At 70.2% G+C, this 15,064-nt stretch carries 10 protein-coding genes; 5 read left to right on the top strand and 5 right to left on the bottom strand.

Annotation, left to right across the window (positions count from 1 at the left end; translation table 11 throughout):
* Nucleotides 1-14 precede the first annotated feature (14 nt).
* Both ASE56_RS14125 and ASE56_RS14120 read left to right on the top strand, forming a co-directional pair.
* Nucleotides 15-1,694: a long-chain-fatty-acid--CoA ligase gene (locus tag ASE56_RS14125; RefSeq protein WP_056230953.1), complete on the top strand. Its 1,680-nt coding sequence runs from the start codon at nucleotides 15-17 to the stop codon at nucleotides 1,692-1,694.
* A gap of 134 nt (nucleotides 1,695-1,828) precedes the next feature.
* Nucleotides 1,829-2,329, top strand: a complete 501-nt coding sequence (locus ASE56_RS14120) for a hypothetical protein (protein WP_056230950.1) — start codon at nucleotides 1,829-1,831, stop codon at nucleotides 2,327-2,329.
* Nucleotides 2,330-2,388: 59 nt separating this feature from the next.
* Here ASE56_RS14120 and ligA read toward each other — a convergent pair whose 3' ends face one another.
* From ligA to ASE56_RS14095, 5 genes are all read right to left on the bottom strand, one after another.
* Nucleotides 2,389-4,836: an NAD-dependent DNA ligase LigA gene (gene ligA, locus ASE56_RS14115; protein WP_056230949.1), complete on the bottom strand. Its 2,448-nt coding sequence runs from the start codon at nucleotides 4,834-4,836 to the stop codon at nucleotides 2,389-2,391.
* Nucleotides 4,837-4,886: 50 nt separating this feature from the next.
* Nucleotides 4,887-5,744, bottom strand: a complete 858-nt coding sequence (locus tag ASE56_RS14110) for a sigma-70 family RNA polymerase sigma factor (RefSeq protein ID WP_056232315.1) — start codon at nucleotides 5,742-5,744, stop codon at nucleotides 4,887-4,889.
* Nucleotides 5,745-5,782: 38 nt separating this feature from the next.
* Nucleotides 5,783-6,241 carry a carboxymuconolactone decarboxylase family protein gene (locus ASE56_RS14105; protein ID WP_056230947.1) on the bottom strand — a complete coding sequence of 153 codons (459 nt, stop codon included), beginning with the start codon at nucleotides 6,239-6,241 and terminating at the stop codon, nucleotides 5,783-5,785.
* Nucleotides 6,242-6,320: 79 nt separating this feature from the next.
* A complete protein-coding gene (gene mnmA / locus ASE56_RS14100) occupies nucleotides 6,321-7,418 on the bottom strand; it encodes a tRNA 2-thiouridine(34) synthase MnmA (protein ID WP_074695086.1) in 1,098 nt (365 codons plus the stop codon).
* Between the two features lie 9 nt (nucleotides 7,419-7,427).
* Nucleotides 7,428-8,612 carry a cysteine desulfurase family protein gene (locus tag ASE56_RS14095; RefSeq protein ID WP_056230945.1) on the bottom strand — a complete coding sequence of 395 codons (1,185 nt, stop codon included), beginning with the start codon at nucleotides 8,610-8,612 and terminating at the stop codon, nucleotides 7,428-7,430.
* A 46-nt stretch (nucleotides 8,613-8,658) separates the two neighbouring features.
* Here ASE56_RS14095 and glgX point away from each other — a divergent pair, with 46 nt between their 5' ends.
* From glgX to glgB, 3 genes are all read left to right on the top strand, one after another.
* Nucleotides 8,659-10,737, top strand: coding sequence for a glycogen debranching protein GlgX (gene glgX, locus ASE56_RS14090; protein WP_056230941.1), 2,079 nt, complete (start codon nucleotides 8,659-8,661; stop codon nucleotides 10,735-10,737).
* A gap of 185 nt (nucleotides 10,738-10,922) precedes the next feature.
* A complete protein-coding gene (locus ASE56_RS14085; RefSeq protein ID WP_056232312.1) occupies nucleotides 10,923-12,890 on the top strand; it encodes an alpha-1,4-glucan--maltose-1-phosphate maltosyltransferase in 1,968 nt (655 codons plus the stop codon).
* Entirely contained in the window at nucleotides 12,887-15,025 is a 2,139-nt protein-coding gene (gene glgB, locus ASE56_RS14080) for a 1,4-alpha-glucan branching protein GlgB (RefSeq protein WP_056230939.1), read from the top strand. The genes ASE56_RS14085 and glgB overlap by 4 nt, the downstream gene beginning before the upstream one ends.
* Nucleotides 15,026-15,064 lie beyond the last annotated feature (39 nt).

Genomic DNA, 15,064 nt, shown 5'->3' with positions numbered 1-15,064 from the left:
TCTAGGCTGACGGGGTGACGAGCTTCGATCCCCCGCGGCCCTGGACCTCGAGCTACGCCCCGGGTGTCCCCGAAGACCTGGACCCCCAGAGCGGCTCGCTCGTCGACATCGTCGACGCCTCGGTGCGCGACTACCCCGACGCCCCCGCCCTGCAGTTCTTCGGCCGCGAGACGACGTACGCCGAGATGGCCGCCGACATCGCCCGCGTGGCGGGAGCCCTCGCCGAGCGCGGGGTGAAAGCGGGAGACCCGGTCGCGATCGTGCTGCCCAACTGCCCGCAGCACATCGTGGCGTTCTACGCGGTCCTGCGCCTGGGCGCCGTCGTGGTCGAGCACAATCCCCTCTACACCCCGCGGGAGCTGCGCAAGCAGTTCGAGGATCACGGTGCGAAGCACGCGATCGTGTGGAGCAAAGTCGTCGCCACGGTCCAGGAGTTCCCGGCCGACCTGACGGTCGACACGCTCATCTCGGTCGATGTGACCACCGCCATGCCCCTGCGGACCCGACTCGCCCTCCGCCTGCCCCTCGCGAAGGCGCGAGAGGCCCGCGCGGCTCTGACGACGAAGACCCAGGATGCCGCCGACTGGGCCGACCTGGTGCGTCACGCGCCCCTCCCCTCGTCGCACCCGCGACCGGGGTCGACCGACCTGGCGATCATCCAGTACACGAGCGGGACGACCGGCACCCCCAAGGGGGCGATGCTCACGCACGCGAACCTGCTCGCCAACGCCGCTCAGGCCCGCGCCTGGGTGCCGCAGATCGTCCGCGGCGAGGGGTGCGTCGTCTACGCCGTGCTGCCGATGTTCCACGCGTACGGGCTGACCCTGTGCGTGACCTTCGCGATGTCGATGGGCGCGCGTCTCGTCCTCTTCCCCAAGTTCGATCCCGACCTCGTGCTCGCCGTGACGAAGAAGCACCCCGCGACCTTCCTCCCCCTCGTCCCCCCGATCGCCGAGCGGCTGCTCGCCGCGGCGACCGAGAAGGGCGTTTCGCTGACCGGTACCGACGTCGCGATCTCGGGCGCGATGGCCCTCCCGCACGATCTCGTCGTGCCGTTCGAGGAAGCCACCGGAGGCTATCTCGTCGAGGGCTACGGCCTGAGCGAGTGCTCCCCCGTGCTGATGGCCAACCCCGTCGCCGACAACCGCGTCGCGGGGACCGTCGGCCTCCCCCTCCCCGGCACCGAGTGCCGGGTCGTCGACCCCGACGACCCGCGCACCGACGTCGAGCGCGGTGAACTCCTCGTCCGCGGCCCGCAGGTCTTCTCCGGCTACTACGGGAAGCCCGAAGAGACCGACGCGGTCTTCGTCGACGGGTGGTTCCGCACCGGTGACATCGTGACGATCGACGACGGCGGTTTCGTGCGGATCGTCGACCGCATCAAAGAGCTCATCATCACGGGAGGCTTCAACGTCGCCCCCACCGAGGTCGAGAACGTCCTGCGCCAACACCCCTCGATCGCCGATGTCGCCGTGGTCGGCCTTCCGAGCGAGCACTCGGGCGAAGAGGTCGTCGCCGCGGTCGTGCCCTCGACCCCCGGCGAATTCGACGCCGAAGCCGTGCGGGCCTTCGCGCGCGGCATCCTGACGCCCTACAAGGTTCCGAAGCAGATCGTCGTCGTCGATGAACTGCCCCGCTCGCTCATCGGCAAGGTGCTCCGACGTCAGGTGCGCGATCGCCTGCTCGCCGACTGACGCCACCGCCCTGCTACACGCAGACCTCGGCGCGCAAGACCCGGGGCCGAATTGGTCGGTGCACGCGTGCGCTCGGTAGCGTGGGGGCATTCCGGGCCGCGTCGTGCCCGGGTGTGACCTTTGGGGGGAATCACATGATCATCAAGCGCACTCCGTTCGCTCTCGTCGCAGCCTCCGCGCTGCTTCTTCTCGCCGGCTGCTCCGGCGGTGCCAGCAACACCGCGGAGTCGAGCGACGACAGCATGACCGACAGCGGCACCACCACGACGCAGGAGACCACCGCGCCCGCGTCGCCCGCCGCACCCGCCGGGGATCAGTCGAAGGCCGACGCCTGCGACATCGTCCGGACGCAGTTCCAGGAGGTCAGCGGTGCGGGCAGCACGGTCGACAGCTCCGACCCGCAGGCGACGTTGGCGGCGTTCAAGAAGCTCGCGTCCGACGTCGGCACGCAGTTCGACTCGATCACCAACGCGGAGGTCGCGCCCGCGGCCAAGAAGGCCAGCGGCGCTCTCAACGACTACGCCGCGTTCCTCGAGACCGTCGTCGCCGACCCGTCGAAGGCCAGCGGCCTGAGCGGCCAGGTGAGCACTCTGCAGGCGAGCTTCACGGAGGCCGCCACGGTCTGCGCAGGCTGACAGATACCGAGAACGAACGGAAGGGCGGGGGCCTCGGCCCCCGCCCTTCCGTTGTTCGATCAGTCGTCGGCGGCGGTCTCTTCCGCGGCGGCGTCGATGTCGGCGTCGGCTGAGGTGTCGCCCGTCGCCGCGTCGAGTGCCGCGGGGCCCTGCTCGACGAGGATGCGGAACTGCGCGGCATCCAGGATTCTCAGTCCGAGCTCCTCGGCCTTCGCGAGCTTGGATCCGGCCCCCGGGCCCGCCGCCACGAAGTCCGTCTTCTTCGACACGCTCGATGCCGCCTTGCCGCCGGCCGAGAGGATGGCTTCTTGCGCGCCCTCGCGGGTGTAGCCCTCGAGTGATCCGGTCGCCACCACCGTGAGGCCCGCGAGGACCCCGCCCGCAGCGGCCGCCGCCCCGGGTCCGGGATGGCCGGGGATCGTGAAGCGCACGCCCGCGGCTGCCCAGCGGTCGACGATCTCGCGGTGCCACTCCACGTCGAACCAGTCGATGACGGCGTCGGCGATGATGCCGCCGACGCCCTCGACGGCCGCGAGTTCTTCGCGCGAGGCCGCCCGAATGGCGTCGAGGGAGCCGAACCACTGGGCGAGGGCGCGGGCCGCGACCGGACCGACGTGCCGGATGTTCAGCGAAACGAGCAGCCGCCAGAGGTCTTTGGTCTTGGCCTTGTCGAGCTCGGCGATGAGCTTGGTCGCCTGCTCGGACGGCAGGACCTGCCGATAGTCCTTGCGGATGCCGCGGCGGCGGCGCTCGGCCGGGTCGAGGTCCTCGGTGCCCGGCGGGTACGACGCCGGCGACAGCTTCTGGAACGGCAGTCGTCGCACGAGCTCGCCGGTATCGGGATCGACCTTGCGCTCCCCCGTCTCGGAGTCGCGCACGACGACCTCGATCGGCACGAGCTGGTCGACCGTCAGGTCGAAGAGCCCCGCCTCGGTGTCGAGCGGCGGCCGGTCGGGCACCTCGGGCTGGGTGAGGGCGGCGGCGGTGACTTCTCCCAGGGCTTCGACGTCGAGCGCTCCGCGGGACCCGATGTGCTCCACACGACCGCGCACCTGGGCGGGACACGAGCGCGCGTTCGGGCACCGCAGGTCGACGTCGCCCTCTTTCGCGGGGCGCAGCGGTGTCCCGCACTCGGGGCAGTCCGCCGGCATGACGAACGCGCGTTCGCTGCCGTCGCGCAACTCGACCACCGGACCGAGGACCTCGGGGATGACGTCGCCGGCCTTGCGCAGCACGACCGTGTCGCCGATCAGCACTCCCTTGACCTTGACGACGTCCTGGTTGTGCAAAGTGGCCTGGCGCACGACGCTGCCGGCGACCTTCGCGGGTTCCATGACCGCGAAGGGGGTGGCCCGTCCGGTGCGGCCGACGGACACCACGATGTCGAGCAGCTTCGTGTTCACCTGCTCGGGAGGGTACTTGTACGCGATCGCCCATCGCGGCGCTCTACTCGTGGCACCGAGCTCGTCGTGCAGGGCGAGTTCGTCGACCTTGACGACGACGCCGTCGATCTCGTGCTCCACGTCGTGACGATGCTCGCCGTGATGCGCGACGAAGGCCAGGACGCCGTCGATCGTCGACTCGACGCGGCTGTACGGCGAGGTGGGCAGTCCCCACGACGCCAGCAGGTCGTAGATCTCACTCTGTGCGGCCACGGGAGGGTTCTGCCACGCACCGATGCCGTGCACGTAGAGCTTGAGGGAGTCGATGCGCGCGAGACCGGCCTCGAGTTCGAGGCCCGTCTTCTTCTCGATCTGCTGACGCAGTCCGCCGCTGGCCGCGTTGCGGGGATTCGCGAACGCGGGGAAGCGTCGAGCCGCCGCGACCTCGGCCTTCTCTTCGTCGAAGGCGCGGCCCCCACGTCGGCCGGCGGCCCGCTCTCGAGCCTCAGCCAGCGCCCGCTCGCGGAACTCGCCCTGAAGTCGGTTGAGGTTCTCGAATTTCGCGACGGGGATGAAGACCTCTCCGCGCACCTCCACGATCGGCGGGTGCCCCTCTCCCGCGAGCTCGTGCGGGATGTCGGCGAGACGCAGGGCGTTCTCGGTGACGATTTCTCCGACCCGACCGTCGCCGCGGGTCGCGGCGGAGGTGAGCACGCCGTTCTCGTAGCGCAGGCTGATGGCCAGTCCGTCGATCTTGAGCTCGCTGAGCCAGTGCACCGCGCGCCCCGCGGCGGCCTCGGTCTTGACGGCCCAATCGCGCAGCTCTTCGGGCGAGAAGACGTTGTCGAGACTGAGCATGCGCTCGGCGTGCTCGATCGTCGCGAGGTCGGTGGCCTCGGCGGCTCCCACCGAGAGGGTCGGGCTGTCCTGCCCCTGGAGTTCGGGGTGCAGACGCTCGAGGGCCTCGAGCCGGTGCATCCATCCGTCGTACGTCGCGTCGTCGACGACCTCGGCGTCTCGGCCGTAGTACGCGTCGCGCGCACCGACGATCCGCTGGGTGAGGTCCGCGGCCTCGGCGCGCGCCTCGTCGAGGGTGAGGTCGGGAAGCTGATCGTGCTCGGTCACGCATCCAGCTTAGGGAGGGGTTCCGACATCGGCCGCGGGCGGGTCGCCGCTCACCACGCCCTCCAGAGCTTGTCGGGGTTCGATATCCGTCGGACGCCGGCGACGAGCCCACCCCTCATCTCCAGCGAGATGACGTCCGTGACGGCGCCCACCGAGAGCGAGAGCCCGATCTCGCCATTGACGTCCACCTCCCGCGCCGAAATCACGGCTCCGGCTGCGGCCGCCTTCTCGAGAATTCCGGCGAAGAAGCGGACGATCCTCTCGGCGCCGAAGATGGGGTTGAGCGCGCTCTTGACCCGCCCGCCTCCGTCCGCCCAGAGGATCGCGTCATCGGTGAGGATGCCCGCCACGCCCGCGACGTCTCCGGTCTCGATCGCGGCGACGAGAGCGCGGACAGCCCCGCGGTCGGCGCCTGACGACGACGGCTCGGCGCGCAGCTGAAGCCTCCTCTCTCCACGCGAGATCAGCTGGCGCACCGACGCGGGTGAGCGATCGAGGATTTCCGCGATCTCGACGGACGTCATCCCGAACGCCCGATGCAACACCACCGACGCACGAGCCGCGGGTTCCAGCTGCTCCGCGAGGTGCAGGACCGCCAGCGACAGCATCTCGCGGTCCGCCACCACGTCGTCGGGCAGACGCTCGGTGGCGACCGGCTCCGGCAACCACGGTCCCGGATAATCCTCGCGAGCGGCCTGCACTCGACGCAACTGGTCGATGGATCGTCTGACGCAGACCGTCGTCAGCCAGGCCGCCCACGAGCGCACCTCATCGCCGTCGCCCTCCGCCCGCAGTGCGTCGAGGGCGACGTCCGAGACGACGTCCTCCGCGGCACCGAAGTCTCCGAGCATCCGATAGGCGATCCCCACGAGTCGGTCCCGCTCCGTGCTCCACGCGAGGCTGGCCATCGTCACCTCGCCGAGGCTACCGGCAGGACGGGCGACGCTCATGCGACGGGGTGGGCGGCATCGACCGGAGGGGTCATCCCGGTCGCCAGGGCGATGCGGTTCCACACGTTGATCGTCGCGATGGCGACCACGAGGGAGCCGAGCTCCTTCTCCGAGAAGAACGCGGCCGCGCGCTCCCACACCTCGTCGGTCACGCTCTCCGGCCCGACGAGGGTCACGGCATCGGTGAGGGCGAGTACCGCGCGTTGCCGGTCGTCGAGGAGGTCGCCGGCGTGGTGCCAGGCCGCGACGGCGTGGAGCGTCCGCGCGGGGACGCCGTGCGCGGCCGCCGCGGTGGCGTGCATGTCGACGCAGAACCCGCACCCGTTGAGGATCGACGCCCGCAGTTTGAGCAACTCGTAGAGGGTCTTGTCGACGTGGGTGCGCGCATACCCCTCGAGCGCGAGGACGGCGGCGTAACCGCCGCGGTTGGTGCGGGACAGGTCGATACGGGTCATCGGGGACTCCTCGCGGTAAGGGACGCGAAGATCGCGTCCATCAGAGGAGTCGAACGGCGACGGCGGAGTGTGACGGGCCTCAGGCCTCGACCGGGACCGCCGACACCGTCCGGTCGATCGTGAACTGTCCGAGCACGCGCGTGCCGTCGTAGAGCACAGCGGTCTGCCCGGGGGCGACCCCGTCGAAAGGCGTCTCGGGACGCACCGTCAGCACGCCGTCGACGAACTCGGCGACGGCGGGCACGGGGTCCGCGTGCGCGCGGATCTGCACGTCGCAGTCGAAGCGCTCGCCCTCGGGTGCGCGTCCGGCCCAGGTGTAGCGCTCCCCCGCGATCTCGGAGCACGCGAGCGCCTCTTTGGGCCCGACGACCACGGAGTTGGTGATGGGACGCACTTCGAGCACGAAGCGGGGCTTGCCGTCGGCCGCGGGAACCCCGAGCTGCAAGCCGCGGCGCTGCCCGACGGTGAAGGCGTGCGCCCCCTCGTGCGTGCCGACCACGGCTCCCGTACGGTCGAGGATCTCGCCGCGCTCGGCACCCACCTTGTCGGCGAGCCAGCCGCGCGTGTCACCGTCGGGGATGAAGCAGATGTCGTGGCTGTCGGGCTTCTGCGCCACGGACAACCCGCGCTCCTCCGCCTCGGCGCGCACGAGCGCCTTCGACGGGGTGGACCCGAGCGGGAAGTAGGTGTGCGCGAGCTGCTCGGCGGTGAGCACACCCAGCACGTACGACTGGTCCTTGGCGTTGTCGGAGGCGCGGTGCAGCTCGCGCCCCCCGGGCGTGTCGACGAGAGTGGCGTAGTGGCCGGTGCAGACGGCGTCGAAGCCGAGTTCGAGGGCCCGCTCGAGGAGGGCCGCGAACTTGATCTTCTCGTTGCAGCGCATGCAGGGGTTGGGCGTGCGCCCGGCGCGGTACTCCGCGACGAAGTCGTCGATCACGTCGTCGCGGAAGCGCTCCGAGAAGTCCCAGACGTAGAAGGGCATGCCGAGCTTGTCGGCGGCACGGCGGGCGTCCATCGCGTCTTCGATCGTGCAGCAGCCGCGGCTGCCGGCGCGGAGCGTTCCCCCGGCGCGCGAGAGCGCCAGGTGCACGCCGACCACGTCGTGACCCGCCTCGACCGCGCGGGCCGCAGCCACCGCGGAGTCGACTCCACCGCTCATCGCCGCAAGAACTCGCATCGTCCCAGTCTACGAACGTCGGTCTGAACGGGCGCCGGATGCCACGGCCCGGGCGTACGCGTCGGGGAGGCGGGTGAGAACGGCGTCGACGTCGGCGTCCGTGGAGGTGTGTCCGAGGGTGAATCTCAGCACCGATCGCGCCGCGCGATCGTCGAGCCCGAGAGCGAGCACCACGTGCGACGGCTCCGCCACGCCGGCCTGGCACGCCGACCCCGTCGACACGGCGATCTGCTCCATGTCGAGCAGGAACAGGAGCGTCTCGCCCGCGGCATCCGGGAACAGCACGTGCGCGTTGCCGGGCAGACGCTCGGTCCGGTGCCCGAGCAGCCGGGCGGAAGGGATGGACGAGAGGATGCCGGTCACCAGGCGATCGCGGAGTGCGGCGAGCCGCTCCGCCTCGCCGTGGCGCTCGGCCTCGGCCGCCGTGAGGGCCGCCGCGAAGGCGGAGGCGCCCGCGACGTCCTGCGTCCCGGCGCGCAGACTCCGCTGCTGGCCGCCGCCGTGGACGAGGGGTGTGAGCCGGGCGTGTCGCGAGACGACCGCGGCGCCAACGCCGACGGGACCGCCGACCTTGTGCGCCGAGACCGACATCGCCACCAGGCCCGAGGGCGCGCTCCCCGAGCCCCGCCACGCCGAGAACGACACCGGGATCTGGCCGAGCGCCGACACGGCGTCGAGGTGCAGGGGCACCCCGGCGTCGAGCGCGCGCCGCGCGAGGTCGGCGGCATCCTGGATCGTTCCGACCTCGTTGCTCGCGACGAGCGCCGTCGCGAGGGCGGCTCCCGGAAGAGCCGCAGAGAACGCCTCCGCGTCGATGCGGCCGAGCGGATCGAGGGGTACCGGGCGCACATGTGCATCCTGCGTCGAGGACAGCCACCCCACCGCATCGAGCGTGGCGTGGTGCTCGCCGTCGGGGAGCACGATCGCGTCGGTGTCGGCGGAGCGCGACCACCACAGGCCCTTCAGCGCGAGATTGGCCGCCTCGGTGCCGCCGGACGTGAAGACGACCTCGATCGGCTGGCACCCGAGCACGGTCGCGAGAGCCTCGCGAGCGTCCTCGAGCAGGCGACGCGCGTCCTGACCGGCGCCGTGGATCGACGACGGGTTGCCGAGCACGTCGTGGGCGGCGAGCCACGCCTCTCGCGCCTCCGGGCGCAACGGGGTGGTCGCCGCGTGATCGAGGTATACCCGCATCCTCGCCCTCCCGGTATCTCCAGCGCCTTTCACTACCCTAAGACGCATGGTCCGACCCGAGACTGTCCTGCCCGCCCGCCCCGCCCTGCTCCGCTCGTCGCTCGACGATCTGGGCGTGCGACTCGGCCCCGACGGGGGCACCCTGCGCGTCTGGTCGGGTTCCGCCGACGCGATGCAAGTGCTCGTCTTCGACGACGTCGACCTCGACTGGGCGACCGAGACCATCACCATGACCCCCGTGGGCGGGGGCGTGTTCGAGGCCACCACTCCCCTGCTGCGACCCGGCGCGCGATACGCGATCCGCGTCGGAGGGCCGCACGGCCCCGGACACACGTTCAACCCGCAGTCGCTCCTGATCGAGCCGTACTCGCGGGGGCTCGTCTCGGGCAGCTACGGCGACTGGCGCTCCGTGGTCGTCGACGGCTCTTTCGACTGGGGCACCTCCACCAAGCCCCGCGTGCCGATGGACCGCACGGTCATCTACGAGGGACATGTCAAGGGCCTCACCAAGCGGCATCCCTTCATTCCGCCCGCTCTGCACGGCACGTACGCGGGACTGGCGCACCCCGCGATGATCGATCATCTGCTCTCCCTCGGCGTCACCAGCGTCGAGCTGCTTCCGGTCCACGCCTTCGCCACCGAGCCTCGCCTGCTGCAGCTGGGCCTGTCGAACTACTGGGGCTACAACTCGCTCAACTTCTTCACCCCGCACGCGCCGTATGCCACGGCCGCCAGCCGCGCCGAGGGTCCCGAGGCCGTTTTGCGCGAGTTCAAGGGAATGGTGAAGCTCCTGCACGAGGCCGGCCTCGAGGTGCTGCTCGACGTCGTCTACAACCACACCGCCGAAGAAGGCATCGGGGGGCCGCGCACGAGCCTGCGCGGCATCGACAACAAGGCCTACTACCGCCAGACCGCCGAGGGCGCGTACATCGACGAGACCGGCTGCGGCAACGCGGTGAACACCTCGACGGATGCCGCGGCACGACTCATCCTCGACTCGTTGCGGTACTGGAGCGACGAGGTGCAGATCGACGGCTTCCGCTTCGATCTCGCCGTCACCCTCGGCCGCGACGAGAACCACTCCTTCACGCCCGATCACCCGCTCCTCACGGCCATCCGAGAGGATGCCGCGTTGTCGGGCACCAAGCTGATCGCCGAACCCTGGGACGTCGGCATGGGCGGCTGGCAGACCGGCAACTTCGGCGAGGGCTGGCTGGAGTGGAACGACCGCTACCGCGATCGGGTGCGCAATTTCTGGCTGAGCGACATCGACTACGCCCGGCGCGCGGCCACCGCCCCGGTCGGGATCGGCGGCTTCGCCACGCGTCTGGCGGGATCTTCGAACACCTTCTCCGAAGACCGCGGGCCCCTCGCGAGCGTCAACTTCGTCACCGCGCACGACGGGTTCACCCTGCGCGACCTCGTCTCGTACGACGTCAAGCACAACCTCGGCAACGGCGAGCAGAACCGCGACGGCGCCGACACCAACCGCTCGTTCAACCACGGCGCCGAAGGTCGCACCACCGACGAACGCGTGCTCGCCACCCGCCGCAAGGCCATGCGCAACCTCATGGGCACGCTGCTGTTGTCGGCGGGGGTGCCGATGATCACCGCCGGCGACGAGATGGGACGCACGCAGCGCGGCAACAACAACGCCTACTGCCACGATTCCGCGCTCACCTGGCTGTCGTGGGACCTCGCCCCGTGGCAGGAGCACCTGTTCGCGCACACGCAGCGCCTCCTGCGGCTGCGCCGCGACAATCCCGCGCTGCGGCCCCAGCGCTTCGCCCGGCTCGGCGAGGTGATCCCCTCGGCCTCGGTCATGGAGTGGTTCGACGAGAACGGCGAGACGATGTCGAGCGAGCGCTGGAACGACCCGGCGCACCGGACCCTGCAGTACCTCGCGACCTCGACGCCCGAAGAAGAGGACCCGAACCGCGTCCTCCTCGTGATCCACGGCACCGAGGACGCCACCGAGATCGTCCTGCCCGATCTCGAGGACGCGGTCTACGTCTCGCTCTGGTCGAGCGCCGACGAGACGCCGTCCGATGACGAGGAGCGCTTCGCGCCCGGAGACGTCGTCTCCCTCGCCGGCGCCTCGATGCGACTGTTCCGCGTCGACTGATCCGGCCCCGCTGTCAAGGCCGGGCGAAACCGTACGGCAACGTCGGTGGCCCGCGATAGGTTCGGACCGTGGCCACCACGACGACTCCCTCGCCCGAGCTGCCCTGGCGCAGCGCCGCCTCGATTCCCGTGCGTCCGGTCAAGCCGACGCCCACCTCGCGCAGCGTGGTCACCCCGCGCATCCCGCTGGCGCTCCCGCACCCGAGCGTGCCCGGCGGCAGATTCCGCCCCTCCGCGTACGTCGGTGAGGCCGTGCCGTTCACGGTGACGGCGTTCCGCGAGGGCCACGACCGCATCGGCGTGCAGGTGCGCCTGTTCTCGCCGTCCGGCGACGAATCGCTGCACCGCCTGAGTCCCCTCAACGACGGCTTCGATCGCTGGTCGACGCTCGTCGCTCCGCTCGAGCAGGGCGTCTGGCGGTTCCGTTTCGAATCCTTCGCCGACGACTTCGCGACGTGGGAGCACGCCGCCGAGGTCAAGATCGCGGCGGGCGTCGATGTCGCCCTCATGCGAGAGATGGGCGCGCAGCTCTTCGATCGGGCGCGCGGCGAGAAGAAGCGGCCCGGCACCGACAAGGACCGCCTGTACGACGCCGCCCGCGCCCTGCGCGATCCCGACGTGCACGACGACACCGCGCTCCAGATCGTCCGCGACCCCGAGATCGCGGCGCTGTTCGAGGCCCGCCCCATGATGGGCCTGGTCTCTGTCGGGCGGGATGCCGAGCTGCTCGTCGAACGAGAGCGCGCCGGCGCCGGCGCCTGGTACGAGTTCTTCCCCCGGTCCGAAGGGGCACGACGAGCGGAGGACGGCTCGATCGTCAGCGGCACGTTCCGCACCGCCGCCGAGCGGCTCCCGGCCGTCGCCGGAATGGGCTTCGACGTGCTGTACCTGCCGCCGATCCACCCCATCGGCCAGACCAACCGCAAGGGGCCGAACAACACCCTCGTCACCGAGCCCGGAGACCCCGGCTCGCCGTGGGCCATCGGGGGCGCGGCAGGCGGGCACGACACCGTCCACCCCGACCTCGGCACTCTCGAGGACTTCCGCGCCTTCGTGCGGACCGCGCGCGAGAACGACATCGAGGTGGCACTCGACCTCGCGCTGCAGGCCTCGCCCGATCACCCGTGGGTCGCCGAGCACCCGGAGTGGTTCACCACCCTTCCCGACGGCTCGATCGCCTTCGCCGAGAACCCCCCGAAGAAGTACCAGGACATCTACCCGGTCAACTTCGACAACGACCCCGAGGGCATCCGCGCCGAGGTGCTGCGCATCGTCCGCCATTGGATCGCGCAGGGGGTCACGATCTTCCGCGTGGACAACCCGCACACCAAGCCCCTGCAATTCTGGGAGTGGCTCATCGCGACCGTCAGCGCCGAGGAGCCCGACGCGGTGTTCCTGGCCGAGGCCTTCACGCGCCCCGCGCCGCTGCAGGGCCTGGCCATGGCGGGGTTCCAGCAAAGCTACACCTACTTCACGTGGCGCAACACGAAAGACGAGCTCGAGGAGTTCCTCACCGGTCTGGCCCACGAGACCGACGACTTCCTCCGCCCGAACCTCTTCGTCAACACCCCTGACATCCTCACCGAGTACCTCCAGTTCGGCGGGCGACCGGCGTACAAGATCCGCGCCGCCATCGCGGCGACCGCGGCTCCCACCTACGGCGTCTACGCGGGCTACGAGCTGTACGAGAACGTCGCGCGCCCGGGGTCCGAAGAGAACATCGACAACGAGAAGTACGAGTACAAGTTCCGCGACTGGGCCGCCGCCGAAGCCGCGGGTGACTCGCTCGCGCCGTACCTGCGCATGCTGAACGGCGCGCGGCGCGCGCATCCGGCGCTCGGGCAGTTGCGCAACCTCAGCGTGCACTGGAGCGACGACGACAGCATCCTCGTGTACTCCAAGCACCTCGACGCCGCCCTCTCGCCCGATGGTCGCAGCGACACGATCATCGTGGTCGCGAACGTCGACCCGCACTCCGCCCGTGAGACGACCGTCCACCTCGACACCACGGTCTTCGGCATCGAACCCGGCGCCACGTACGAGGTCGAGGATCTCGTCACCGGACAGGTCTGGACCTGGGCCGACCACAACTTCGTGCGCCTCGACGCCTTCGTCGAGCCGGTGCACATCCTGCACGTCAAGGAGAACCGATGACCTCCCTTCCCTCCGAGATCTTGGATGCCGTGGCCCACGGCGCCCACCATGACCCGCACAGCGTGCTCGGCGTGCACGAGACCGGCGAGGGATGGGTCATCCGTTCGCGCCGGCCCCTTGCCCGCGAGGTGGTCGCCGAACTGGCCGACGGCACCTCGGTCGCCCTCGAGCACGTCCGCGGGGGGATCTGGGAGGCGCCCGTCGCGGCCTACCCTGGCGCCTACACGGTGCGCGCGTCGTACGACGGTTCGGAGCACGTCTCCGACGACGGGTACCGCCACGCGCCGTCCGTCGGCGAGCTCGACCTGCACCTGATCGCCGAGGGGCGTCATGAAGAGCTCTGGCGCATCCTCGGTGCACACGTGCGCGAACTCGACGGGTCGACGGGCACCGCGTTCACCGTCTGGGCTCCCGATGCGCGCGCCCTGCGCGTCATCGGAGACTTCAACGGGTGGGACGGCGCCGGCCACGCCATGCGGTCGATGGGCGGCAGCGGCGTCTGGGAACTGTTCGTCCCCGGGATCGGAGTCGGCACGCGCTACAAGTTTGAGATCCTCACCCGCGCCGGCCAGTGGATCGAGAAGGCGGATCCCATGGCGCGACTCGCCGAGGTTCCTCCCGCCACGGCATCCGTGGTCACCGATTCGACCTACGCGTGGGCGGACGACGAGTGGATCGACGAGCGCTCGCGCACCGCGCCGATCGACCGCCCGATGTCGATCTACGAACTCCACCTCGGTTCCTGGAAGCAGGGGCTGTCGTACCGCGACGCGGCCGACGAGATCATCGACTACGTCGGCGCGCAGGGGTTCACCCACGTCGAGTTCCTCCCGCTGGCCGAGCACCCCTTCGGCGGCTCGTGGGGGTACCAGGTGTCGGGTTACTACGCCCCGACGAGCCGTTTCGGCTCGCCGGACGACCTGCGCTACCTCATCGACCGTCTGCACCAGGCCGGCATCGGCGTGATCATGGACTGGGTCCCCGGCCACTTCCCCAAGGACGACTTCGCGCTCGCCCGCTTCGACGGCGAGGCCCTGTACGAGCACCCGGACCCCCGTCGCGGCGAGCACAAGGACTGGGGCACGCTCATCTTCGACTACGGCCGCAACGAGGTGCGCAACTTCCTCGTCGCGAACGCGCTGTACTGGTTCGAGGAGTTCCACGTCGACGGTCTGCGAGTGGATGCCGTCGCCTCCATGCTCTACCTCGATTACTCGCGCAACGAGGGCGAGTGGGCGCCGAACCAGTTCGGCGGTCGCGAGAACCTCGAGGCGATCCGGTTCCTGCAGGAGGTGAACGCGACCTCGTACAAGCGCTACCCCGGTATCGCCTTGATCGCCGAGGAGTCGACGAGCTTCCCCGGCGTCACGGCGCCCACCTCGCACGCGGGCCTCGGTTTCGGCTTCAAGTGGAACATGGGCTGGATGAACGACTCGCTGCAGTACATCGGGCGCGATCCCATGTACCGCTCGCACCACGAGGGTGAGCTGTCGTTCTCGTTCGTGTACTCGTTCAGTGAGAACTTCGTCCTGCCGATCAGCCACGACGAGGTCGTGCACGGCAAGGGCAGCCTCTTCGGTCGCATGCCGGGCGACCACTGGCAGAAGCTCGCCAATATGCGCGCGTTCCTGGCGTACATGTGGGGGCACCCCGGCAAGCAACTGCTGTTCATGGGCCAGGAGTTCGGGCAGATGTCCGAGTGGTCGGAGTCGCGCAGCATCGACTGGTGGATGCTCGACCAGCCCTCGCATGCGCAGCTGCACTCCTTCGTGGCCGAGCTGAACCGCGTCTACAAGGATCAGGCGGCCCTGTGGGCGCGTGATCACGACGGCGCGGCATTCTCGCGCCTCGGTGCCCCGGCCTGGAACACGAACGTCCTCGCCTTCGCCCGTCGCGATCACCACGGCAACACGATCGCCGTGGTGTGCAACTTCTCGGGCGTTCCGCTGACCGATTACCCCCTCGACCTGCCCGAATCGGGCACCTGGACCGAGATCCTCAACAGCGACGCCGAGGCCTTCGGCGGCTCAGGGCAGGGCAACTTCGGTGCGGTACAGACGGATGGTCGCGGAAGCGCGACGCTGACCCTTCCCCCTCTCGGGGTGCTGTGGCTCCACCACCGTTCGGGGAGCTGACCCCGGGCGTCTCGGCCCCTGCGCGGGGTGATCCGCGCC

Origin of the sequence: Microbacterium sp. Leaf203 (assembly GCF_001421275.1) — a bacterium.
GTDB lineage: Bacteria > Actinomycetota > Actinomycetes > Actinomycetales > Microbacteriaceae > Microbacterium > Microbacterium testaceum_A.
This window is presented reverse-complemented; position numbering and strand designations above follow the sequence as displayed.